Here is a 22,531-nt window from a genome sequence, read left to right on the forward strand (position 1 = left end):
CGGGCGAACCGGGCGAGTCCTAGCCTGGAAGTCGTGAAACGCGAAGCTGAAATCCGCAGGTGGTCCAGAGTCGTCGCGGGAGTGGGCGCACTCGCGCTCGGAATCGCCCTGCCGCTCGGTGTTTCGATGCCCACCGCGTACGCCTCCTCCGGCAACACCGGTACCGGAACCGGCAATGCCAACGGGCAACCGTCCGATTCGTCCGGCCCCAGTTCGCTCTCGCGCGGCGACGTCCAGAGCCCCGCGCCCGCGCACGACTCCGACCAGAAGCCGTGGCCGATCTACAGCAGCTGTACGCAGGTGCGTTCGCTCGGGGTGGGACCGATCTACGCGGGACAGCCCGGCTATTCGCGGCAACTCGATCCGGACGGCACCGGCGTCGCCTGCGGCTGAGTGCCGCCAACCGGTGGACGGCACAGCCGGATTCAGTTGCCGCCAGGTGACGCCGCGGTACGAGCCAGCAACGTGAGGGCAACGACACGAGAAACAGCCGGGGTGACTCGCATCAACTGCCCTGCCGCAGAACAGGAATGCGGCTAACGTTGCTACATGACTGGACCGACGCCACTGACTCTCGCCTCGATCCGCCAGGCTCCCAAGGCGGTCCTGCACGATCACCTCGACGGCGGGCTGCGCCCCCTCACCGTCCTGGAACTCGCCCAGACCTGCGGATACGACCAGCTACCGGCAAGCGACACCGAATCGCTGGCTGCCTGGTTCCGGGACGCCGCCGACAGCGGATCGCTGGAACTGTATCTGGAAACCTTCGCCCACACCGTCGCCGTCATGCAGACCCCCGAGGGACTGCGCCGGGTGGCCCGCGAATGCGCCGAGGACCTCGCCGCCGACGGAGTCGTCTACGCCGAAGTGCGTTTCGCCCCCGAGCAACACCTCCAGAACGGGCTCACCCTCGATGAGGTGGTCGAGCACACCCTCGCCGGATTCCGCGAGGGCGAACAGCTCGCGGCCGCCGCGGGCAGCCCCATCCGGGTGGTCTGCCTGCTGACCGCCATGCGGCACGCCGCCCGCTCCCGCGAGATCGCCGAACTCACCGTGCGCTGGCGCGACCGCGGCGTCGGCGGCTTCGACATCGCCGGAGCCGAGGCCGGGTTCCCGCCCTCGCGCCACCTCGACGCGTTCGACTACATGCGGGCCAACCACGCGCACTTCACCATTCACGCGGGCGAGGCGTTCGGGCTGCCGTCCATCCACGAGGCGCTGGCCTTCTGCGGCTGCGAACGGCTCGGGCACGGTGTGCGCATCACCGACGACATCACCGACTCCGCCGACGGTCCGGTGCTCGGCGTCGTCGCGAACTACGTGCGGGACATGCGAATTCCGCTCGAGCTCTGTCCGTCCTCCAATGTGCAGACCGGTGCGGTGCCCTCACTCGACAAGCACCCCTTCGACCTGCTGGCGCGACTGCGCTTCCGGGTCACCGTCAACACCGACAACCGGCTGATGAGCGACACCAGCATGAGTGAGGAAATGCTCAAGCTGGCAACGACTTTCGGCTACGGCTGGAGCGACCTGGAACGCTTCACCATCAACGCCATGAAGTCCGCGTTCATCTCGTTCCCGGACCGGCTGCGGCTGATCGACGAGGTCATCAAGCCGGGCTACGCGGTCCTGCTGGGATAGCTTGGGCTGGAAGCAATTCGGGCCGCACCTTCGACAGGTGCGGCCCGAATTCGTTGGTTCACTTACTCTTTGGTCAGCCGCGCCTCGAACGCCTGCTCGAGCAGCCGCCACTGATCGGCCTCGGTCGCGAACGGCGGGTTCGGAGCCATCCGGGTCGGGTCCGGGTTGAGCAGGTAGGAGACATACCAGCCGAGCGGAGTCGACACCGCCAGCGCCGCCTCGACGCTGCTGTCCTCGGCGTAATCGGCCGCGTCGGTGAACAATTCGACCGCCAGATCCAGCTGATCGGTGTCCACCGCCTTCGGGCCGGAGCCCAGATCGTCGGCCAGGCCGGGCAGCACGTAGACGTTCTCCTCGTCCACCTCCACCTCCAGCGAGCCGTCCACGGCGGCGGTCTGCACCTCGCTGTAGGTGCTCACCCGGGCCAGATCGTGCTCGTGATCGTCGGCCAGGTAGCGGGCCAGCGCGCGCTCCGACGGGAACACGGTGATCGAACCCGCGCTGCCCAGGAAGATCGGCTCGTCGTCCACGTAGCAGCGCAGCGTGAAGAAGGTGCCATCCGAGGTGAGGATCTTGACCGGGTCGATGCCGACCTCGTGCCAGAACGACGGCTCCTCGTCCTCTTCCTCCTCGTCGTCCTCGTTCAGGTCGACGGTCTCGATCTCGTCGTCGTCACCCTCGGCCGCATCCTCGGCGAGCACGACATTCTCTTCCGCCGCAAGCAGTTCCGCCTCCGCGACCGACACCGCGTCCGCGTCCACCTCGGGAATGCTCACCACCGAATCGATGGCGTCGAGCACCGCCTCCCAATCCTTGGCGATGGCCGCGCCGATCTGATCCCACAGCTCCTCGCCCTCGCGGCCGACGAACGCGGCGACCCCGCCGGGCAGCGCGCCCAGCACCGGATGCGAGCCGAAGAACTTGGTGACCGTGTCGAGTTCGCACACATCGCCGATGGTGCGGACCATGTCGAGGGTCTCCTCGAGCTCCGAGACCACCTCCGGATCCGGGTCGTCCGCGGCCAATTCGGGCACGCCGACCAGATCGAAGACGAACTGCTCCTCCGGCTCCAATTCGGCCGCCGACAGACCCACGATGACCTTCCACGCAGGGTGGTCTACCAGGTCGTTATCGGAGTTGGTGCGGATGAAAGCAGCCAGCTCCGCGACGGACTCGAATCCGTAGAGGTCTTCCTCGTGACCGAGGAATGCCTGCCACTCATCGTCACCGTCTCGCCAACGGGGTGCCCAGAGGGTGACAAGATCGCCTTTGGTCAGGCCGAGCGCGATCGGGACGATGTCTCCAGAAGCCATGACCGGAAGCCTATCCAGTCGTCGCGTCAGGCACTATCCGGGCTGCCCCAACATTTCCCGGGGACAGTGACCCGTTCAGATCGGCGATGATCCGGGAGCGCTGCGCGGTCGCCAGCGCGGCCGCCTGCTGACACGCCCACAGGATCAGCCGCGACACCTCCGCGGGCGGTTGCGAGGTCACCGACTCCGCCAGCCACAGCCCGGTCAGCGCGCCGTCGGCATCCACCTCGGCGGTGACCGAACCGTCGGGCGAACCGAACCGCGCTCGCACCCCGGCCAGTCCGTGCAGGGTCGCCTCCAGCGCCGCCAGCTGCTGATTCACCCGCCCGAGCAGGGCGTCCATCTCGGCGCTCATGACCGGCGCAGCCAGGAGGTCTGTCCGGTGTCGGCGTCGTCGAGCCGGTCCAGCTCGTCCACCGCGGCCTGCCGGGTGGGCAGCGCCAGCCGGTCCAGCACCGAATCCGGGACACCGATCGCGGCCAGTTCCGCGCGCCGCTCGGCGCGGGCGGCGATGGCGCTGCGCCGGGTCAGCCGGAGAATCTCCGCCGCGAGAGCCGGTGCGCCGTAGCGATATTCGCCACGGTCGAACCGGATGTCCACCGGCAGGCCCTGATCGGTGGCGCGGACGGTCACCGTGCCCGTGCGATTGCTGCTCGCCGCCACCGTCACCGCCGGAACCTGTGGTCTGGTCATCGCTACCGCCCTCCTCCGAAGTCGCTCACGCCGTGGGCCGATAGAAGCCCAGGAACCGCATTCCACTGTTCTGTGTCCGGATCGGCCCGACCTGGACGGGATCACCCGCCTCCACCAGCTGGCCGTTCCCGATCACCATCGCCACGTGCCCGTCCCACACCGCGAGATCCCCCGGCATCAAGTCCCCTGGACCGATGCGCGGGTGGCCGTACCCCTGCTCCTGCGCCAGCCGCGGCAGCGAAACACCCGCCTGCGCATAGGCCCACTGTGTCAGACCACTGCAATCCAACCCCACCCCGGGCGTCACCCCGCCCCACACATACGGCGTCCCCACCGCACTCAACGCATTCCGAACCGCATCCGCCGCCCGCTGATTCGGCGCCTCGACCGTGCTCCCATCCGGCAGCGTCACCTTCACCCCACCCTCTTGCGCATGGGGGGTCGAACCATGCGAGCGATGGGAACTGTGCGATGAGGTGAGCGACGCCGGAGTAGTGACCAGCCGATGCCACGCTCCGGAATCCGACGACCGAGACGAACCACTCCGGACGGTGGTCGCCGCCTGAGCGCCACCATCCGCCGTCCTCGGAACCGTCCCAGCGCCATCCGAATCCACTCCCGCGGCCCGCACCGAGACCGGCGTAGCCGAACCGTCCCCACCCGCCTGCGAAACAGGACCCGGTGCGGGCGTAGCCAACTCACGCATCGCCGCCGACTCCTCGTCGAGCGCGGTCTGCACCCGCTCGACCACCCGCACCGCCTGCCCCAGATGCTCCACCGCCGACTCCACCAGAGCCGTCACCCCCGCCGGTCTCATCCCACCGGCCTCGAACGCCGCGATCTCACCCCGGAACTCCCGCAGAATCCCCGCCACTTCCTGCCGCCCCGCCGCGACCTCCCCGTCCGCCCGCTCGACGATGTCGGCCATCTTCCGGCCCCGCTCAGCCGAATTCGTCGCCGAAGTCTGTGTCCGAAGCCCCTTGTCCATCGCCGCATCCCCGCCCACACCCCGCCACGAGTCGTAAACCCGATTCACCCCCGACCGACTCGCCGTACTCACCCCCTCCACCGACTCCGACGCCGCCCGCAACGACTCCGCCGTGGTGACCGCCCCACCGTCCCCGAACCCCGCGAGCAGCCGCTCGATCGGAGCCGCCAACGCCCGCGTGTCCACCACCGCGCTGTCGTTCATGGCAGCACCTCCACTCGAAAGGCGCTCCGCCACAGTTCATCCGACTGTGCTGTCGAAATCCGCACCCGTGCCGCCACGCCCCCGCGCACGTACCGCAGCCGCGCTCGCCCGAACGATGTCGAGCCCCCACACCATGCCCCGACCACACCACCGCGCGCCCCGACCGGCCCCGACCGACCCGCAGCTGTCCGCACCGCATCCGAACCGGAACGGTCCGCGCGGTCGATCCTCGGGTGCGCGAGGCGACTGATCCAGGCAATCGGATCAGGCACCGGACCGCCTGTGCCGAACAGGTGCCCGGCTGCCGCGCTGTGCCCGATCATGTTCCGGCAGCGGCTGATTCGGCTCATTGGACCTCCTCCTGGCCTGTGGCGTCGAGTGCGGCGGCAGTGATCAGGTCGGTGGCCCTGTAAGTCTGCGCGCACGCGGAGGTGGCGAGGCTCAGGGTTTCCAGCTCGGTGGCAGTTGTGGCCAGGTCTGCGAGGTGGGTGGTGTGGGCCGCCGCGTAGGCGGTGAGGAAGTCGGCGGCTATCGGACCGAGGGCGGGGGCGAGTAGGTGGGGGGCGGCTGCGGTGAGGTGGGTGGTGGCGGTGGTGAGGGTGGCGGACAGGGTGGACGTGGTGGCGGCGTAGGTGGTGAGGCCGTCGGGGTGGAGGGTGAGGCGGTGCATGAAAGCCCCCTTCATGCGGGTCGCGGGGTGGAGGTGAGCTGTTTCGGGGTTGGACGCGGCACGCCGGGGGATGGTTCCGGGGGAAGTAAATCCGGTGGGTGGGGAACCGGGAGGTCGGTGCTGAATTATCGTTTTCGTATGCGCACTCTCATCGTGGAACATCCGCTCGCTGCCGCTTTGCTGACCACCATGCGAGATGCCCGCACCAGCAATCCGACGTTTCGGGCCGCGTTGCGCGACCTGACCGGGTTGCTGGTCTACGAGGCCATGCGGGATGCCCCCGTGGAGCGCTTCCCCATCGCCACCCCGGTCGCCGCCGCCGAGGGCACCCGGCTCAACGCGCCGCCGCTGCTGGTCCCGGTGCTGCGCGCCGGACTGGGCATGGTGGAGACCGCCGAGAACCTGATCCCGGACGCCCGCATCGGCTTCGTCGGCCTGGCCCGCGACGAGGAAACCCACCAGCCGACCCCGTACATGGAGTCGCTGCCCGACGACCTGTCCTCGACCCCGGTCATCGTGCTCGACCCGATGCTCGCCACCGGCGGCTCCATGGTCTACACCCTCGACCTGCTGGCCACCCGCAATGCCCGCGACATCACCGTCATCTGCGTGGTCGCCGCACCGGAAGGCATTGCCGCCCTGGAGAAGTCGGGTCACGCCGTGCGCCTGGTGACCGCCTCGGTCGACCGCGGCCTCAACTCCGACGCCTACATCGTCCCCGGCCTCGGCGACGCGGGCGACCGCCAGTTCGGCCCCCGCTGACCCGCCGTCACAACTTCTGGCAGTACGCCCGCACCTCGGAGAGCCGTTGCGCCGCAGCGGCCTTCGCGGCGGGCAGCGCGTCCCGGCCGGACACCGGCGCGAACGCCTCCAGATAGCACTTGAGCTTCGGTTCCGTCCCCGACGGGCGGATCACCAGCCGGAACGACTCGCCCTCGAAAACCAGTGCGTCCGTGCGCATCTGCCCACGCAGCTGCGCCATATCGGTGCAGGACACGGCTTCTCCGGCGATCTCGTGCGGCGGCGCTTCCCGCAGCCGCGACACCGCCGTGGTCGCCTCGGCCACATCGTCGAACCGCAGCGACACCTGGTCCCCGGCGTGCACCCCGAATTCGACGGCGTAATCGTCGAGGACGTCGAACACGCTGCGCCCGTCCGCCTTCAACTGCGCCACCAGATCCGCCGCCACCACGGCGGCGGAGATCCCGTCCTTGTCCCGCACGCTCGCCGGATCGACGCAGTGCCCGATGGCCTCTTCGTACGCGTAGACCAGACCGGTGCCCGCACGCGCCAGCCACTTGAACCCGGTGAGCGTCTCCGCATACCGCGCACCCCGCGCCGGAGCGAGTTTGCTCAACAGTCGCGAGGACACGATGGTGGTCGCCGCCAGCGAGTCCGCAGCGGCCGTCCGCAAGACGAAATCGGCCAGCAGCACCCCGGTTTCGTCCCCGCGCAGCATCCGCCACCCGTCCGGCCCCGCCACGCCGATGGCACACCGATCCGCATCCGGATCCAGCGCGATCGCGATATCCGCCCCGACCTTCTCCGCCAACTCCAGCAGCAGATCCGACGCCCCCGGCTCCTCCGGATTCGGGAACGACACCGTCGGGAAATCCGGATCCGGCGCGAACTGCTCGCTCACCACCAGCACCTCGTCGAACCCCGCCGCCCGCAACGCGGCCGCCCCGAGCTCGCCACCCACCCCGTGCATGGCGGTCAACGCGATGCGAATCTCGCCGCGCGGTGCGGACTCACCGCCGATCAGATTGGGCAGCATGGCGATTCGGTCCAGGTAGCGGCGGACGATCTCCGCACCGAGAGCCGAGGCGGGGGAGTCGGCGGGCAGTCCGAGGATGGCCGGGTCGGGGGTGGCGGTGGCCGGATCCGCGCGGGGGATCGGGGTGACGACCGCGTCGATGCAGCGTTCGATCTCGGCGTCGGCGGGTGGGATGAGTTGGGAGCCGCCGTCGAGGTAGACCTTGTAGCCGTTGTCGGTGGCCGGGTTGTGGGAGGCCGTGATCTGCACCCCGGCAACGGCTTTCAGTTCGCGGACCGCGAAGGCCACCACGGGGGTGGGGAGCGGGCTGGGAAGCTCGAGCACCGTGAAGCCCGCGGCGGCGAAGACTTCCGCTGTGGCCAAGGCGAATTCGGCCGAGCCGTGGCGGGCGTCGCGTCCGACGATCACCAGTCCGTCACCCAGGCAGCGATCGCGCAGCCAGGCGGCGATGCCCGCTGACGCACGGCTGACGGTGTCGACGTTCATGCCGTCCGGGCCGTCCTGAAGAGGACCGCGCAGCCCGGCGGTTCCGAAGCGCAGCATCCGCGCGGGCCTAGACGCGTTCCAGCACGCCGCGCAGCAGTTTGCCCAATCGTGGTGCGGCGGCTTGACCTTCGGCCAGCACCTCGGTGTGCGAGAGGTGCGCGCCGGTGACCCCGGCGGCCAGGTTGGTGACCAGCGAGATGCCCAGCACCTTCGCGCCGCCCTCACGGCAGGCGATGGCCTCGAGCACCGTGGACATGCCCACCAGGTCGGCCCCGATGGTCCGCAGCATGCGGACCTCGGCGGGGGTCTCGTACTGCGGTCCGGTCAGGCCCGCGTACACGCCCTCGGTGAGGCTGGGGTCGATTTCCCTTGCCAGCGCCCGCAATTCGGGATCCCAGGCGTCGACCAGGTCCACGAAGTTGGCGCCCGCGATGGGGGTGCGGCCGGTCAGGTTGATGTGGTCGCTGATCAGCACCGGCTCGCCGACGGCCAGTCCGTCGCGAATCCCGCCCGCCGCGTTGGTGAGCAGGATGGTCCGCGCGCCCGCGGCCAGCGCGGTGCGCACATTGTGGACGACCTGCGCGGGCTCGTGGCCCTCGTAGAGATGCTGACGCCCCATGAGCAGCAGCACCGGCGACTCGCCGACGGTCACCGAGTGGATGGTGCCCTGATGTCCCTGTGCCGTAGGCGATCCGAACCCGGGCACCTCGGCCATGGGGATGGAGGTGGCGGGCTCGCCGATCTCCGCGGCGGCCTCCTGCCACCCGGACCCGAGCACGACCGCGACGCGGTGCTGTCGCACGCCGGTACGTTCGGCGATCGCTTCTGCGGCCCGTTCGGAAACAGTGCCGGTGACCTGATCCGCAAGCATGTCGCCCACCCTAGTCCTGTGCGATCACTCCCGCGCGGGCGCGGCCATGACCTGCCGTTTTAGTACGTTTCGACCGATCCGCAACGCATCGGCAAGGAAGTCCTACCCGTCGGTAGGTAACTGCTCGCGCCCCCGCTACGCTGCACGCATGCCGTATTTGAAGCGTGATGGAGACGTGTTCGTGCTGTACCTCGGAACCGAGGGTCAGAACATCGACAGCGAGAACCGATTCCACCCCGATTGGATCACCGAGGTCCACGCGCTGCTCGACGAGGTCGAAGCCTCCGAGGGGCCCGCGGCCCTGGTCGTCACCGCCAACGGCAAGTTCTTCTCCAACGGCCTCGACACCGATTGGCTGTTCGGCAATTTCGACAAGAACTGCTGGTATCTCGACCGCGTGCACTCGCTCTACACCCGCCTGCTGACCTTCGGCCTGCCGACCGTCGCCGCGGTCAACGGCCACGCCTTCGGTGCGGGCGCCATGCTCGCCACCTCCTGCGATTTCCGGGTGATGCGCGCGGATCGCGGCTACTGGTGCCTGCCGGAGGTGCATCTGGGCATGCCGTTCACCGTCGCGATGAACGCACTGGTCACCAACCGTCTGATCAACCAGGTCGCGGTCGAGGCCATGACCACCGGTCGCCGCTACGGCGCGGACGACGCGCTGGCCGCCCGCATCGTGGACGACAAGGCGGATGCCGAGTCGTTGCTCGCCACCGCGGTCGCGCGCGCGGATCAGCTCAAGGGCAACCGCAAGCCGAATCTGCCGGTGATCAAGCGGGCGTTGCATCAGGTGGCGCTGGCCGGACTGGCGGTCGAGACCACTCCGGAGAACCTGGCTTTCAACCCGTAAGGTCGCGTTTTTCTGGTTTGTAGGGGTTCGAGGGTTCGCCTCGAACCCCTAATTTCTGCGCGTCCGCCGTCGTGCCGGAGATTTTCCGGCTTACCTGGTGCGACAAGTCGAGATCGCAGTGCAAGACTGTGGGGATGTCACCATCGCGCAACGGCGATGACCGGAACTCCCACGTACCGATCGGTTGGCACGATAATGTCGTGCCCGCCTCGGACGCTGCCGTCGCCGCGGCCGACCCCGATGTACTGGCCGCTTCCGATGCCGCCCTTGCCGCCTGTCGTGACCAATTGCTCGCCCTCTCGCACGAAATTCACGCCGAACCGGAACTTGCGTTCGAGGAATTCCGAAGCGTCGCCAAGACGATGGAACCATTGCGGGAGCGTGGTTTTCACATCGAATCGGGCGTAGCGGACTTACCTACCGCATTCACCGCCGAATACGGCAGTGGAGACCTAGTGGTCGGTATTTGCGCGGAATACGATGCCCTCCCGGAAATCGGACACGCCTGCGGGCACAACATCATTGCCGCCTCCAGCGTCGGCGCCGCCCTCGCCCTGGCCGCCGTCGCCGACGAGTGCGGCATCACCGTCAAACTGCTGGGCACGCCCGCGGAGGAGAGCGGCGGCGGCAAGGTCCTCATGCTCGACCGCGGCGTCTTCGACGACGTGGCCATGGCCCTGATGGTGCATCCCGGCCCGGAGGACATCGCGGGCGCGCATTCGCTGGCCCTCGCGGATCTGTCGGTGGTTTTCCACGGCCGCGAATCGCATGCCAGCGCCGCCCCGCAATACGGGCGAAATGCCCTCGACGCGCTCACCGTCGCGCAAGTTGCGTTGGGTTTGCTACGGCAACATCTCCAGCCCGGACAGCAACTGCACGGTATAGTCGGCTCGGGCGGCGTCGCCCCCAATATCGTGCCCGGACACGCGGAACTGCTGTATTACCTACGTGCGGTCGACTCCGCTGCCCTCGATGATCTGATGCAACGAGCATCGGCTTGTTTCGAGGCAGGCGCCCTGGCAACCGGATGCACCCACGAAATCCGGAAGCTCGCGCCGACATATACCGAGCTCACGCCCGACAGCGCACTACTGTGTGCCTATCGCGAGCAGATCCGCCAACTCGGTCGCGAGCCGATTGCCCCGCAATTCGAGGCAGCACGGCCGCTGGGCAGCACCGATATGGGCAACGTCACCAACGTCATCGCCGGTATTCACCCGGTCATCGGCATCGATGCCGGTGGCGCGGTGACCCACCAGCCGGCGTTCGCGGCAGCCGCGGTGAACGCCTCGGCCGACCGTGCCGTCATGGACGGGGCAACGGCGTTGGCTCGCACCGCGATACATATCGCAGGCGACAAAGTGCACAGGGACAGGTTGTCGGAACGCGTCATTCAGCGGCAGTTTCAGCGACAGGAGGACATTCGGTGAGCACAACCGGCCGGTTCGGGGCGGCAGCTCCGGGCCCGGAGGCGGCGGCTCGCGTGACCACACCGGGCACCGCGGGCCCGGGCCACGCGCCGCGCAGTAGCGGACCATTGGCTGCGCCGTGCGTCGGCACCCAGGCGCCCGGGGGTCTCGCGATGGCCGTGCCGACCGGGCATCAGGCCGTGGAGGCCTGGCTCGCGGAGCACATGGACGATCTGCGCGCCTGGCGGCGGCACATCCACGCCAACCCCGAGCTCTCCCGCACCGAGTTCGGCACCACCGAATTCATCGAAACCTGGCTGATCAAGGCAGGTCTCGAACCCCGCAAGCTACCGAGTGGCACCGGCCTCATCTGTGACATCGGGCCCGAGGGCCCGCGTATCGGCCTGCGCGCCGACATGGACGCGCTGCCATTGCAGGAGTACACCGGCCTGCCCTTCGCCTCCACCGTGCCCGGCGTCTCGCACGCCTGCGGCCACGACGCGCACACCACCATCCTGCTCGGCGCGGCGCTGGCGCTGGCCGAGATCGGCGACGACCTCCCGGTCGGCGTGCGGCTGGTCTTCCAGCACGCCGAGGAGGTCATGCCCGGCGGCGCCATCGACATGGTCGCGGCGGGCGCCATGGAGGACGTGTCGCGGATGTTCGCGCTGCACTGCGATCCGCGGCTGGAAGTCGGCCGGGTCGGCATCCGGGTCGGGGCCATCACGTCGGCGGCCGACACCGTCGAGCTGGTGCTGGACTCGCCCGGCGGGCACACCTCGCGCCCGCACCTGACCAGCGATCTGGTCTACGCCATCGGCACCGTCATCACCGGTCTGCCGGGCCTGCTCTCGCGTCGCATCGATCCGCGCACCAGCACCGTGATGGTGTGGGGTGCGGTGTCGGCGGGCAAGGCGCCCAACGCGATTCCGCAGACCGGCATGCTCACCGGCACCGTCCGCACCGGCGATCACGCCACCTGGTCGCTGCTCGAGCCGCTGGTCCGCGAGATCGTCGAGGGCCTGCTGGCTCCCACCGGCGTGCGTTATCAGCTCAACTACAAGCGTGGCGTGCCGCCGGTGGTCAACGACGAGCAGGCCGTGCGCATGTTCGAGGAGGCCATCCGCAGCATCGGTCCGGACGCGCTGGCCGACACCCAGCAGTCCGGCGGCGGCGAGGACTTCTCCTGGTACCTGGAGGAGGTGCCCGGCGCGATGGCGCGCCTGGGTGTCTGGTCCGGTCAGGGTGAGCAGCTCGACCTGCACCAGCCCACCTTCGACATCGACGAGCGCGCCCTGGCCGCCGGTGTCCGGGTGATGACGAACATCGTGCTCAACGCGCGCTGACACTACGAAAAGAGCCGGGCCGCACCCGAAGTGGGGCGGCCCGGCTCTTTTCGTGTCTGCGGCCTACTTGGCGGCGTCGGCGATGGCGCCCCACGCGTGCCAGCGGTCGATCTCGATCCAGGCGCTGACCCGCTTCTGGTCGCGCACACCGTAATCGCTGCCGATGTAGTGCTGGGCGATGCGGTCGATCACCGAGCTGTCGGCGTCGCTCTCCAGGCTCACGATGCGGCCCTGGATGCTGACGTGGCTGTACCAGTTGTCACCGGCCAGCACGGTCAGGGTGACGCGCGGGTCCTCGCGCAGGTAGTCCAGGCGCTTGCGGAAGTCGGCCAGGTTCACCAGGATTCGGCCGTCCTCGTACAGGTACCAGGTGGCCACCGAGACCGGCTGGCCGTCGGGGCGATTCGAGGCGAACACGGCCGGGTTGGGCTGGGCCAGGAATTCGGCGATCGGGGCGGGTACCGGGGTGGCGGGCATGGGAGTCCTCTCGGCGGGCGGATGGAAATGGTTCCTGCCGCACAACAGCGGGGTGCTGCCGAATCTTCCGCGTCAGGGTCCGAAGGTGCCCGGGCCCACGTTCTTGCTGTTGCGGGTGCGCAGCGCGTGTACGTAATCGCCTGGCGCACCGGCCTTTTCGGCGGCATCGGCGATGACGCCGATGTACCGGGCCGAGGGCAGGCCGCCCTCGTAGGCGTCCAGCACGTACAGCCAGGCGAGCACCGGGTCGGTGCCGGTACCGGAATTGGTGGTGACGCGGATCCGGATCTTCTTGTGGATGCCGAAGTCCGAGCCCTCCCACCGGTCGAGGCTGAGCTCGTCCTCGCTGGGTACGTCGTAGAGCACCACGAACACTCGGTTCCCTGGCTCTTCGACCACCGTGGCCAGCGGCCCCTCCCACCCGATGTCGTCCCCGGCGAAGGTCAGGCGCCAGCCCTCCAGCCATCCGGTTCCGTACACGGGGGAGTGCGGACAGCGCTTGAGCATCTGCTCGGGATCCATGTTGGACCCATAGGCGGCGTAAATCGGCACCACAAAAGACTATCGAACAAACCCGGGAGACCATCCCCGATCCCGCTCACAAGGCGGCTCACATCCGCATGATCGATTGCCGGGCCATCGCTGCCTGCCGTGTCAGGGTGGGTCACGACCTGGTCCCGACCTGTTCACGGGTCATGGGGCGGCCGGGCGTGGCGACCGGTCCCCGGCTCGGAATGGTCTACGACACAGTGACCTATTTGTCCGTCGATGCGGTCGGCGGCGGGGGTAGCTGGGCGGATAACGTTGTAGACCGGTACCGGAGATCCCGGGCGCCGAGCACGAAAGCGGAGGAACAATGACCCGCATTGCGATCATCGGCGGTGGCCCCGCCGGCTATGAGGCGGCGCTGGTGGCGGCGCAGCACGGGGCGCCGGTCACGCTGATCGACAGTGACGGCATCGGCGGCGCGTGTGTGCTGTGGGATTGCGTCCCGTCGAAGACGTTCATCGCCTCCACCGGCGTGCGCACCGATCTGCGCCGCGCCCGTGATCTGGGCATCACCGTGCATCCCTCGCAGGCGCAGGTGCGTCTGGCCGAGGTGAACTCGCGGGTGAAGGCGCTCGCGCAGGCGCAGTCCTCCGATATTCGCACCAAGTTGCAGACCGCCGGGGTGAACGTGCTCTCCGGCTGGGGCAAGCTCATCGACCAGGCTCCCGGTCTGGCCACCCACCTGGTGCAGGCGACGCTGGCCGACGGCAGTGAGCGCCTGATCGAGGCCGAGGTGGTGTTGATCGCCACCGGCGCCAGCCCGCGCGTGCTGCCGGGCGCCGAGCCCGACGGTGAGCGAATCCTGAACTGGCGTCAGCTCTATGACCTCAAGGAGCTGCCCGAGACCCTGGTGGTCGTGGGTTCCGGTGTGACCGGCGCCGAATTCGTCTCCGCCTACACCGAGATGGGCGTGAAGGTGAAGCTGGTCTCCAGCCGCGACCGCGTGCTGCCCGGTGAGGACGCCGACGCCGCCCTGGTGCTCGAGGACGCCCTCGCCGAGCGCGGTGTGGAACTGGTCAAGCACGCCCGCGCCGACGCCGTGGAGCGCACCGCCGACGGTGTGGTGGCCAAGCTGTCGGACGGCCGCACGGTGACCGGCACGCACGCGCTGATGACGGTCGGTTCCGTCCCCAATACCGACAACCTCGGCCTGGAACGGCTCGGCGTCGAGCTGGACAAGGGCGGATACCTGCGCGTGGACCGGGTTTCGCGCACCACCGCGCCCGGCGTCTACGCCGCGGGCGACTGCACCGGCCTGCTGCCGCTGGCCTCGGTGGCCGCCATGCAGGGGCGCATCGCGATGTACCACGCGCTCGGTGAGGGCGTGAATCCCATTCGCTTGAAGACTGTTGCCTCCGCGGTGTTCACGCGCCCGGAGATCGCGACCGTGGGTGTCTCGCAGACCGCCATCGACAATGGCGAGACCCCGGCCCGCACGGTCATGCTCCCGCTCAACACCAACCCGCGCGCCAAGATGTCGGGTCTGCGCCGGGGTTTCGTGAAGATCTTCTGCCGTCCCGCCACCGGTGTGGTGATCGGCGGCGTGGTGGTCGCGCCGATCGCCTCGGAACTGATCCTGCCGATCGCGCTGGCGGTGCAGAACAACCTCACGGTCAACGATCTGGCACAGACGTTCTCGGTGTATCCCTCCTTGACGGGATCGGTCACCGAGGCCGCTCGTCAGCTCATGCGGCACGACGATCTGGACTAGTCGCAACACCTTTCGAAACAGTTGATCTCCGGCCCCGTCTTGCTGCGTTGTCTCCCTTGTGATTAAGTTCGCGGCGGAAGCGATCGGCAGGGCGGTCGCGAGTGGCGTACCGGGGGACTCGATCCGCCCCGATGCGGGTCTCGGCGTCGCCCGGACTCCGGTCGTGCCGAAGAGGGACGACTGAATTGAGCGAAACGTGAAGCACCGCAAGCCGAGTCGGATCAAGGCGAGCACCTCCCTGACGCTGGCCGGCGCGGCCGCGGTGGTGTCGTTGTTGTCCGCACCCGCCAACGCCGCCCCCGCCGATCCGGGTGCGGTCCCCGCCGACCAGCAGCCCGACGGCACCAGCCCGACCACCCAGGCTCCGGCCCCTGACGCGCCGAAGACCGGCACCACGCCGGATACCGTGCAGCCCGGGACAGTTCAGCCGGGCACCGTGCAGCCGGGCACCATCAAGCCGCAGCCGGGCACCACCACGCCCACCACTCCGACTCCGGACAACGGCGCCCAGCCCGCCGGTACGCAGCCGGATGCCAACGGCCCCAAGGCCGATGGCAACGCCAACACCCAGCCCGCCGGCACCAACCCGCAGGGCAACACGCCGAAGTCCGTGCGTCCCGTACAGCCGGGTGTGACGGTGCCGCGTGTCGCGCCGCTGCCGGTGCCCGGTCAGCAGAGCCAGGTGCAGCCCGCCGCCGTGCAGCCCACCCAGCCGGGTCAGTCGACGACTCCCGGTCAGGCGAATCAGCCGGGGCAGCAGGCGAATCAGCCGACCAAGCCGGGCGACGCGGGCACCGCGACCCCGGCCGTCGACACCACCCCGCAGCCGTCGGTGGACACCATGACCGGTCCGCAGGCCACCATCCCGGCACAGCAGCCGCAGTGGCAGTCCCCGGCCGTCGACACCGCCCCGGCGGCCCCGGTCGTCACCATGACCGGTCCGCACACCGAGCTCGGCGTCAACCTCGACGGTGGCGCGATCCTGCCCGGCTGGGCCGCCAACACCCACCACTTCAGCAACCTGGACGGGTACGTCGGCACCATCGGCTACACCACCCCGGCGGGCATGAACGAGGCCGGTATGTCGCTGGACTTCACCACCGTCAACCAGATCAAGGTGACGGCGTTCGCGGGCAACGGTCCCGACAACGATCAGAAGATGGAATTCCTGCTGGACACCACGGCCGTCAACGCCGCCAAGTCCGACACCGAGAACTTCATCCGGCTGCTGCCGGGCGGGGCCACCATCATGGAGGCGGCCGCGCAGATTGGTAGGCTCCCGGAGGGTGACAAGCCGTCGCAGTCGGTCGACGTGGGTGGCGTGACCGCGCAGGTCGGTGGCTCGGTCCAGTACTGAGCCGGACCCGCGGGACCGGTCCTCCGGTAGCCGCGGGAGAACAGAGTCGTCGGGTGGGGCGGTCGGATGCGACCGCCCCACGCGTATGTGGTGAAAGGACGGGTGATGGTTTCCGGCAACGATGATGCCGCCGACCGCCCGGACACCGAGCCCGGGTCCGAGGCCGCGTCGAGTGGTGGCGGAAAGCAGCCGGAGTCCGAATTCGGGCCCTCGCTGGGCGATTTCGGTCCGTCCCTGAACGAATTCGGTCCCGCGCCCGCCGCGCCCGCGCCCGGCTGGACGCCCGCGCCGGGCCCGCAGAGCCCGGATCTGGCGTGGCGGCCCGCGGAGGGCGGGGTGCCGCCGCAGTATCGCGCGCCGGATTCCTGGACGCCGGTGACCGGGCAGTATCCGCCGGTGACCGGCGGGCAGTTCCCCGTGGTCGGCGCACCGCACACGGGTCAGTTCCCGGTGGTGGGCGGCGGCCCGTACACCGGACCGGCTCCGGTGGTCGGCGATGTCGAGCAGACCGTGAATTTCCGCGCCGAGACCCCGGATCCCGAGCAGACCACCCGCATTCCCGATGCCGCCCCGGCCGCCGATCCGGAGGCCGGTTCCTGGTGGCGGTCCGCGCCGAGCGGGTTCCCGCCGGTGCCGCCGCCGGAGACGCCGGGCGACGGTGAATCTCTGGCCTGGTCCGACGATCCCATCGCGCAGGCGCTGGCACCGAAAACCGTTGTGCCGCAGGCCAAGCCGAAGGAAGCTCCGCCGTGGGGCCGGATCGGCGCGATCGCCGGTGGCGTGGTGGGCGTGCTGGCCGTCACCGGGCTGGTGGTCTTCATGACCACCGGTGGCGGGGACGGCCGCAAGGACGAGACTCCGGTCGCGGGCGGCGCGACCACGCTGGGCAATCCGAAATCCGCGGCGCCGACCACTGCCGCGGCGCTGAGCTGCCCGGCCAAGCAGGACGGCAGTCTCACCATCGGCAACGGGCCGGGCGGCACCGGCAGTGGCCCCGACGCCATCATGGCCTTCGAGCACGCTTTCTATGTGGAGCGCAGCGGCGTCAAGGCGCGGGAGGTGGTGGCCCCCGATTCGGCGACCGTCGCGACCGCCGACATCATCCAGCAGCAGGGCATCGATCCCACCAAGGCGGGCACCACGTACTGCCTGCAGATCAACGGGATCGGCCCGGAGCTCTACGACGTGGATCTCACCGAGCATCGGCCGGACGGCACCACCAAGATCTACGGGCAGCGCATCACCACCGTGGTGCGGGACGGCAAGCATCTGATCCTGTCCATCGACTATCCGCCGTGACCGGGCCGGTTCCCGCGAACTGGACCGTGCGTCTCAAATAGTGGGAATCTGATTTCATATCCTGGTCGCCGTGTGACATGGTGGAATTTCGCGAACCCCGGCGTTCCCTCGGAGGTGTTTCATGTCCGCGACCTTTCCGCCGCTCGCCGAGCGTCTCGACGGCTTGCAGAGCTCGGCGATCCGTGACCTGCTGAAGCTCACTTCGCGCGCGGACATCCTCAGCCTGGCCGGTGGTCTGCCGGATGCCGAGTTGATGCCACGCGATCGCATCGCGGTAGCCGCCGCCGCGGCGCTCTCGGACCGGTCCCGCCTGCAGTACACCGAGTCGCCGGGCTGGGGCCCGCTGCGCGAGGTGCTCGCGACGCGCGAATCCGGTCGGCTGGGCCGCACCGTCCCGGTCGACGAGGTGTTCGTGACCCACGGCTCGCAGCAGGCATTGTCACTGCTGTCGGAGGTGCTGCTGGATCCCGGCTCGCTGGTCGTGGTCGAGGATCCCGCGTATGTCGGTGCGCTGCAGGTGTTCCGGGCCGCGGGCGCGCGCATCGTGGCCGTGCCGCTCGACGCCGACGGCATGCGCGTGGACGCCCTGCGCGAGCTGCTCGCGGCGGGGGAGCGACCGGCGGTCGTCCACACGGTCAGCAATTTCCACAATCCCGGCGGTGTCACGCTCGCCCCGGAACGTCGCCGGGAACTCGCGGAACTGGCGCAGCAGTACGGGTTCTGGATCATCGAGGACGATCCGTACGGTGAACTCTGGTTCGACCGTCCGTCCCCGGACGCCGTTGCGACCTACTCGCCCAACGTGATTCGGCTCTCCAGCGCCTCCAAGATCCTCGCCCCGACGCTGCGCGCGGGCTGGATGGTCGCGCCGACGCCGGTGTGCCGGGCGGTGGAACTGCTCAAGCAGGGCGCGGACCTGTGCGGTTCGGCCCTCACCCAGCAGATCACCGCCGACCTGCTCGCCGACACCGATTGGCTTGCCACCCACGTCGATTCGGTGCGCAAGGTCTACGGCGAACGCGCCCGCGCCCTGGTCTCCGCCGTCCGCGACCGCTTCGGCGACCGGGTGATCAGCACCGACGCGGCGGGCGGCATGTTCGTCTGGGTCGACTTCACCGACGGCACGGACACTTCCGCGCTGCTGCCGAAGGCCCTGGACGCGGGCGTCGCCTACGTCCCCGGCAACGCCTTCGCCGTTTCCACGGACTACAGCCACTCGATGCGCCTGTGCTTCACCACCTCCGAGGCCGCGGTGCTGGAAGACGCGGTCGACCGCCTGGCCCGCGCGCACGCCGCAAAGGCCTGAGCGGTCCGGCTGCCTCGTGAGTGTCGCGAGGCAGCCGAATGTGCTGTGTCGCAGCCTGGTTCGGGACAGTGGTGATCAAGCCCAGTCGTAGGTGCGTTCCACCGCTTTGTTCCACTCGCGCAGTAGGTGGTCGCGGTCGGTCGCGGACATGGCCGAGGTCCAGCGTTTGTCCTCGGCCCAGTTGGCGCGGATGTCGTCGGTGCTCGACCAGTAGCCGACGGCCAGGCCCGCTGCGTAGGCCGCGCCGAGGGCGGTGGTCTCGGTGATCACCGGGCGCACCACCGGGGCGTCGAGGATGTCGGCCTGGAACTGCATGAGCAGTTCGTTGACCACCATGCCGCCGTCGACCTTGAGGGTGACCTTCTCGACGTCGATGCGCTGGGCCTCGGCGTCGGCGCGCATGGCGTCGATCACCTCGCGGGTCTGAAAAGCGGTGGCCTCCAGTACCGCTCGCGCGAGGTGGCCCTTGTTGACGAATCGGGTGAGGCCCGCGACCACGCCGCGGGCGTCGGGCCGCCAGCGCGGGGCGAACAGGCCGGAGAAGGCGGGCACCACGTACGCGCCGCCATTGTCGGCGACGGTGCGGGCGAGCGGCTCGATCTCGTCGGCGGAGTCGATCAGGCCGAGATTGTCGCGCAGCCACTGCACCAGCGAGCCGGTCACCGCGATCGAACCCTCGAGGGCGTACACGGCGGGCTGGTCGCCGAGCCGGTAGCAGACGGTGGTCAGCAGGCCGTGCTCGCTGAAGACCGGGGTGGTGCCGGTGTTCATGAGCATGAAATTGCCGGTGCCGTAAGTGTTCTTGGTGTCGCCGGGGGACAGGCAGGCCTGGCCGAAGGTGGCGGCCTGCTGGTCGCCGAGGATGCCCGCGACCGGGACCCCGGCCAGCGCGCCGGTGGTGATGTCCGCGTACACCTCCGAGGAGCTGCGGATCTCGGGCAGCATGGCGACGGGGACGCCGAATTCGGCGCAGATGGCCGGATCCCATTGCAGCGTGCGCAGATCCATCAGCATGGTGCGCGAGGCATTGGTGACGTCGGTGATGTGTCGTCCGGTGAGCTTCCACAGGATCCAGCTGTCGATGGTGCCGAAGCACAGCTCCCCGGCCTCGGCGCGTTCGCGGGCGCCGGGCACCCGGTCGAGGATCCAGCGCAGTTTCGGTCCGGCGAAATAGGTGGACAGCGGCAGTCCGGTGCGGTCGGCGTAGCGGTTGGGCCCCTGGTCACCGGCCAGTTCGACGGTGAGGTCGGCGGTGCGCAGGTCCTGCCAGACGATGGCGTTGTGGACCGGCCTGCCGGTGGCGCGCTCCCACACCACGGTGGTCTCGCGCTGGTTGGTGATACCGGCGGCGGCGATCTCCGCGGCCCCGACCCCGCAGCGCTCCAGGGCCTTGGCGATCACGAATTCGGTGTTGCGCCAGATGGTTTCGGGATCGTGCTCGACCCATCCCGGGCGCGGGAACAGCTGTTCGTGTTCGCGTTGCGCGACTCCGGCGATTCGGCCCTGGTGATCGAAGACGATGCAGCGACTCGACGTGGTGCCCTGATCGATCGCGGCTACATAGCGACGCATCGATCGAGGCTAGCCGACGATGACGGCGATCCGGCCCGGGAACACCCGTGCCGTCGCGGGTGCCCCGATGACCGATTAGTGTGGGTTACGGTTGCCTGCGGGTAGCCGAAAGTTAGCTTCGACCAGAGCGTAATCGGATACGAACGCCGCGTCGGCACTGCGGCGAGGGCTGGAGGAGTCGAGCATGACGAAGCATCCGCGATCACTGTTCCTCGGCCCCGAGCAGCGCGAAGCTGCCTGGGCCCGGCTCGGTAAGGACAACTTCGACGTCATCGTGATCGGCGGCGGCGTGGTCGGCGCGGGCATCGCCCTGGACGCCGCCACCCGCGGCCTCGAGGTCGCCCTGGTGGAGGCCCGAGACCTGGCCTCCGGCACCTCGAGTCGCTCCTCGAAGATGTTCCACGGCGGCCTGCGCTACCTGGAGATGATGGAGTTCGGCCTGGTTCGCGAGGCGCTCAAGGAGCGCGAGCTGGCGCTGTCGAGCCTGGCCCCGCACCTGGTGAAGCCGCTGAAGTTCCTCTACCCGCTCAGCCACATCGGCTGGGAGCGGCCCTACGTCTCCGCCGGGCTGGTGCTCTACGACACCATGGGTGGCGCGAAATCCGTTCCGGGACAGCATCATCTGACCCGCTCCGCCGCGCTGCGACAGGCCCCCGGTCTCAAGCGCACCGCCCTCACCGGCGGCGTCAACTACTACGACACCGTCGTCGACGACGCCCGCCACACCATGACCCTGTCGCGCACCGCCGCCCACTACGGCGCGGTGATCCGCAGCTCCACCCAGGTGGTCGGCTTCCTGCGCGAGGCGGATCGGGTGGTCGGCGTGAAGGTGCGCGACAGCGAGGACGGCCGCACCGCCGAGGTGCGCGGCAGCGTCGTCATCAACGCCACCGGCGTCTGGACCGACGAACTCCAGTCCCTGGCGCATCAGCGTGGCCGATTCCATGTGCGAGCGTCCAAGGGCGTGCACATCGTGGTGCCACGCGACCGCATCATCAGCGACACCTCGCTCATCCTGCGTACCGAGAAGTCGGTGTTGTTCGTCATCTCGTGGGGCACCGACCACTGGATCATCGGCACCACCGACACCGACTGGAATCTCGATCTCGCGCATCCGGCCGCCACCAAGGCCGATATCGACTACCTGCTCGAGCACGTCAACAAGGTGCTGGTCACCCCGCTCACGCACGCCGACATCACCGGCGTCTACGCGGGCCTGCGCCCCCTGCTGGCGGGCGAGAGCGACCAGACCTCCAAGCTCTCGCGTGAGCACGCGGTCGCCCGCATCGCACCGGGTCTGGTCGCCATCGCGGGCGGCAAGTACACCACCTACCGGGTGATGGCCTACGACGCGGTCGACGAAGCGGCACAGGACATTCCGCGTCGCGTCCCGCCCACCGTCACCGAACGCGTCCCGCTGCTCGGCGCGGACGGCTACCACGCCCTGATGAACCAGACCCCGCACCTCGCCGAGAAGTACGGCATCCACCCCTACCGGGTCCAGCATCTCCTCAATCGCTACGGCTCCCTCATCGACGAGGTCCTCGGCCTCGCCGACGGCAATCCCGATCTCCTGCAACCCATTACCGATTCCCCCGGCTACCTGCGCGTCGAGGCCGTCTACGCCGCGGCCGCCGAGGCGGCCCTGCACCTCGACGACATTCTCGCCCGCCGCACCCGCATCTCCATCGAATACGCCCACCGCGGTGTCGATTCCGCCGATGAGGTGGCCCGCCTGGTGGCGCCGGTTCTCGGCTGGACCGAAGCCGATATCGACCGTGAGGTCTCGGTCTACACCGCTCGCGTCAAGGCCGAGATCGAGTCCCAGACCCGCCCAGACGATGCCTCCGCCGACGCCCTCCGTCAGGAGGCTCCCGAGGCTCGTCGCGAAGTCCTCGATCCGGTGCCGACCAGCACGTCGGAAACCGTCTAGTCACGTTCGGTCGAACCGGCGCTTCGGGAGCGAATCCTGGAGCGCCGGTTTATTTTTCGCCGGTATGGTCGAAAAT

At 69.1% G+C, this 22,531-nt stretch carries 21 protein-coding genes; 11 read left to right on the plus strand and 10 right to left on the minus strand.

Translation table 11 applies throughout. The annotated features are described in order from the left end of the window. Positions 1-33: 33 nt before the first annotated feature. Positions 34-393, plus strand: coding sequence for an excalibur calcium-binding domain-containing protein (locus tag OG300_RS37910; protein WP_405489540.1), 360 nt, complete (start codon positions 34-36; stop codon positions 391-393). A gap of 156 nt (positions 394-549) precedes the next feature. Next, the gene (locus tag OG300_RS37915) at positions 550-1,641 is read left to right on the plus strand and encodes an adenosine deaminase (RefSeq protein WP_405489542.1); all 1,092 of its coding nucleotides are present in this window, start codon (positions 550-552) and stop codon (positions 1,639-1,641) included. 62 nt (positions 1,642-1,703) lie between these two features. On the opposite strand, the gene OG300_RS37920 is transcribed toward OG300_RS37915, so the two are convergent. The 5 genes from OG300_RS37920 to OG300_RS37940 form a co-directional block, all read right to left on the minus strand. Continuing rightward, positions 1,704-2,954: a primosomal protein gene (locus tag OG300_RS37920; RefSeq protein ID WP_405489544.1), complete on the minus strand. Its 1,251-nt coding sequence runs from the start codon at positions 2,952-2,954 to the stop codon at positions 1,704-1,706. Positions 2,955-2,964: 10 nt separating this feature from the next. Beyond that, complete coding sequence (locus OG300_RS37925) at positions 2,965-3,309, minus strand: YbaB/EbfC family nucleoid-associated protein (RefSeq protein WP_405489546.1); 345 nt, start codon at positions 3,307-3,309, stop codon at positions 2,965-2,967. Further along, entirely contained in the window at positions 3,306-3,647 is a 342-nt protein-coding gene (locus tag OG300_RS37930) for a hypothetical protein (protein ID WP_405489548.1), read from the minus strand. The genes OG300_RS37925 and OG300_RS37930 overlap by 4 nt, the downstream gene beginning before the upstream one ends. A 25-nt stretch (positions 3,648-3,672) precedes the next feature. Then, entirely contained in the window at positions 3,673-4,839 is a 1,167-nt protein-coding gene (locus OG300_RS37935) for a C40 family peptidase (protein WP_405489550.1), read from the minus strand. 346 nt (positions 4,840-5,185) lie between these two features. Next, positions 5,186-5,509 carry a type VII secretion target gene (locus OG300_RS37940; RefSeq protein ID WP_405489552.1) on the minus strand — a complete coding sequence of 108 codons (324 nt, stop codon included), beginning with the start codon at positions 5,507-5,509 and terminating at the stop codon, positions 5,186-5,188. 138 nt (positions 5,510-5,647) lie between these two features. On the opposite strand from OG300_RS37940, the gene upp reads away from it, so the two are divergent. Continuing rightward, positions 5,648-6,271 carry a uracil phosphoribosyltransferase gene (upp, locus tag OG300_RS37945; protein ID WP_405489554.1) on the plus strand — a complete coding sequence of 208 codons (624 nt, stop codon included), beginning with the start codon at positions 5,648-5,650 and terminating at the stop codon, positions 6,269-6,271. Between the two features lie 7 nt (positions 6,272-6,278). Here upp and OG300_RS37950 read toward each other — a convergent pair whose 3' ends face one another. After that, positions 6,279-7,829, minus strand: a complete 1,551-nt coding sequence (locus tag OG300_RS37950; RefSeq protein ID WP_405489556.1) for a phospho-sugar mutase — start codon at positions 7,827-7,829, stop codon at positions 6,279-6,281. A 10-nt stretch (positions 7,830-7,839) separates the two neighbouring features. Further along, on the minus strand, positions 7,840-8,643 hold the full coding sequence (locus OG300_RS37955) for a purine-nucleoside phosphorylase (protein WP_405489558.1): 804 nt from the start codon (positions 8,641-8,643) through the stop codon (positions 7,840-7,842). Positions 8,644-8,791: 148 nt separating this feature from the next. Here OG300_RS37955 and OG300_RS37960 point away from each other — a divergent pair, with 148 nt between their 5' ends. The 3 genes from OG300_RS37960 to OG300_RS37970 all read left to right on the plus strand — a co-directional run bounded on the left by OG300_RS37960 (position 8,792) and on the right by OG300_RS37970 (position 12,251). Continuing rightward, the gene (locus OG300_RS37960) at positions 8,792-9,496 is read left to right on the plus strand and encodes an enoyl-CoA hydratase/isomerase family protein (protein ID WP_405489560.1); all 705 of its coding nucleotides are present in this window, start codon (positions 8,792-8,794) and stop codon (positions 9,494-9,496) included. Between the two features lie 71 nt (positions 9,497-9,567). After that, positions 9,568-10,926 (plus strand): M20 family metallopeptidase, encoded by a 1,359-nt coding sequence (locus tag OG300_RS37965; RefSeq protein ID WP_405489562.1) that lies wholly within the window; start codon positions 9,568-9,570, stop codon positions 10,924-10,926. A gap of 152 nt (positions 10,927-11,078) precedes the next feature. Further along, a complete protein-coding gene (locus OG300_RS37970) occupies positions 11,079-12,251 on the plus strand; it encodes a M20 family metallopeptidase (protein WP_405498827.1) in 1,173 nt (390 codons plus the stop codon). Positions 12,252-12,314: 63 nt separating this feature from the next. On the opposite strand, the gene OG300_RS37975 is transcribed toward OG300_RS37970, so the two are convergent. Both OG300_RS37975 and OG300_RS37980 read right to left on the minus strand, forming a co-directional pair. Beyond that, entirely contained in the window at positions 12,315-12,728 is a 414-nt protein-coding gene (locus OG300_RS37975) for a PPOX class F420-dependent oxidoreductase (protein WP_405489564.1), read from the minus strand. Positions 12,729-12,800: 72 nt separating this feature from the next. Then, a complete protein-coding gene (locus OG300_RS37980; protein WP_405489566.1) occupies positions 12,801-13,280 on the minus strand; it encodes a gamma-glutamylcyclotransferase in 480 nt (159 codons plus the stop codon). Positions 13,281-13,584: 304 nt separating this feature from the next. Between OG300_RS37980 and OG300_RS37985 the strand changes: the two genes are divergently transcribed. The 4 genes from OG300_RS37985 (at position 13,585) to OG300_RS38000 (ending at position 18,950) form a co-directional block, all read left to right on the plus strand. Beyond that, positions 13,585-14,988, plus strand: coding sequence for an NAD(P)H-quinone dehydrogenase (locus OG300_RS37985; RefSeq protein WP_405489568.1), 1,404 nt, complete (start codon positions 13,585-13,587; stop codon positions 14,986-14,988). Between the two features lie 196 nt (positions 14,989-15,184). Next, complete coding sequence (locus OG300_RS37990; RefSeq protein WP_405489570.1) at positions 15,185-16,345, plus strand: hypothetical protein; 1,161 nt, start codon at positions 15,185-15,187, stop codon at positions 16,343-16,345. A gap of 105 nt (positions 16,346-16,450) precedes the next feature. Then, positions 16,451-17,644: a hypothetical protein gene (locus tag OG300_RS37995; RefSeq protein WP_405489572.1), complete on the plus strand. Its 1,194-nt coding sequence runs from the start codon at positions 16,451-16,453 to the stop codon at positions 17,642-17,644. A gap of 121 nt (positions 17,645-17,765) precedes the next feature. Next, entirely contained in the window at positions 17,766-18,950 is a 1,185-nt protein-coding gene (locus OG300_RS38000; RefSeq protein ID WP_405489574.1) for a PLP-dependent aminotransferase family protein, read from the plus strand. A gap of 75 nt (positions 18,951-19,025) precedes the next feature. Here the strand turns inward: OG300_RS38000 and glpK are convergent, their stop codons facing one another. Further along, positions 19,026-20,522 (minus strand): glycerol kinase GlpK, encoded by a 1,497-nt coding sequence (glpK, locus tag OG300_RS38005; protein WP_405489576.1) that lies wholly within the window; start codon positions 20,520-20,522, stop codon positions 19,026-19,028. 184 nt (positions 20,523-20,706) lie between these two features. On the opposite strand from glpK, the gene OG300_RS38010 reads away from it, so the two are divergent. Beyond that, on the plus strand, positions 20,707-22,455 hold the full coding sequence (locus OG300_RS38010) for a glycerol-3-phosphate dehydrogenase/oxidase (protein ID WP_405489578.1): 1,749 nt from the start codon (positions 20,707-20,709) through the stop codon (positions 22,453-22,455). Positions 22,456-22,531 lie beyond the last annotated feature (76 nt).

This window comes from Nocardia sp. NBC_00511, assembly GCF_045161165.1.
Classification (GTDB): Bacteria; Actinomycetota; Actinomycetes; order Mycobacteriales; family Mycobacteriaceae; genus Nocardia.

Excerpts from the sequence above, each read along its gene's own strand:
- OG300_RS37915 (WP_405489542.1), top strand. The coding sequence starts at position 550 with ATGACTGGACCGACGCCACTGACTCTCGCCTCGATCCGCCAGGCTCCC.
- OG300_RS37920 (WP_405489544.1), bottom strand. The coding sequence starts at position 2,954 with ATGGCTTCTGGAGACATCGTCCCGATCGCGCTCGGCCTGACCAAAGGC.
- OG300_RS37925 (WP_405489546.1), bottom strand. The coding sequence starts at position 3,309 with ATGAGCGCCGAGATGGACGCCCTGCTCGGGCGGGTGAATCAGCAGCTG.
- OG300_RS37930 (WP_405489548.1), bottom strand. The coding sequence starts at position 3,647 with ATGACCAGACCACAGGTTCCGGCGGTGACGGTGGCGGCGAGCAGCAAT.
- OG300_RS37935 (WP_405489550.1), bottom strand. The coding sequence starts at position 4,839 with ATGAACGACAGCGCGGTGGTGGACACGCGGGCGTTGGCGGCTCCGATC.
- OG300_RS37940 (WP_405489552.1), bottom strand. The coding sequence starts at position 5,509 with ATGCACCGCCTCACCCTCCACCCCGACGGCCTCACCACCTACGCCGCC.
- upp (WP_405489554.1), top strand. The coding sequence starts at position 5,648 with ATGCGCACTCTCATCGTGGAACATCCGCTCGCTGCCGCTTTGCTGACC.
- OG300_RS37950 (WP_405489556.1), bottom strand. The coding sequence starts at position 7,829 with ATGCTGCGCTTCGGAACCGCCGGGCTGCGCGGTCCTCTTCAGGACGGC.
- OG300_RS37955 (WP_405489558.1), bottom strand. The coding sequence starts at position 8,643 with ATGCTTGCGGATCAGGTCACCGGCACTGTTTCCGAACGGGCCGCAGAA.
- OG300_RS37960 (WP_405489560.1), top strand. The coding sequence starts at position 8,792 with ATGCCGTATTTGAAGCGTGATGGAGACGTGTTCGTGCTGTACCTCGGA.
- OG300_RS37970 (WP_405498827.1), top strand. The coding sequence starts at position 11,079 with ATGGCCGTGCCGACCGGGCATCAGGCCGTGGAGGCCTGGCTCGCGGAG.
- OG300_RS37975 (WP_405489564.1), bottom strand. The coding sequence starts at position 12,728 with ATGCCCGCCACCCCGGTACCCGCCCCGATCGCCGAATTCCTGGCCCAG.
- OG300_RS37985 (WP_405489568.1), top strand. The coding sequence starts at position 13,585 with ATGACCCGCATTGCGATCATCGGCGGTGGCCCCGCCGGCTATGAGGCG.
- OG300_RS37995 (WP_405489572.1), top strand. The coding sequence starts at position 16,451 with ATGGTTTCCGGCAACGATGATGCCGCCGACCGCCCGGACACCGAGCCC.
- OG300_RS38000 (WP_405489574.1), top strand. The coding sequence starts at position 17,766 with ATGTCCGCGACCTTTCCGCCGCTCGCCGAGCGTCTCGACGGCTTGCAG.
- glpK (WP_405489576.1), bottom strand. The coding sequence starts at position 20,522 with ATGCGTCGCTATGTAGCCGCGATCGATCAGGGCACCACGTCGAGTCGC.
- OG300_RS38010 (WP_405489578.1), top strand. The coding sequence starts at position 20,707 with ATGACGAAGCATCCGCGATCACTGTTCCTCGGCCCCGAGCAGCGCGAA.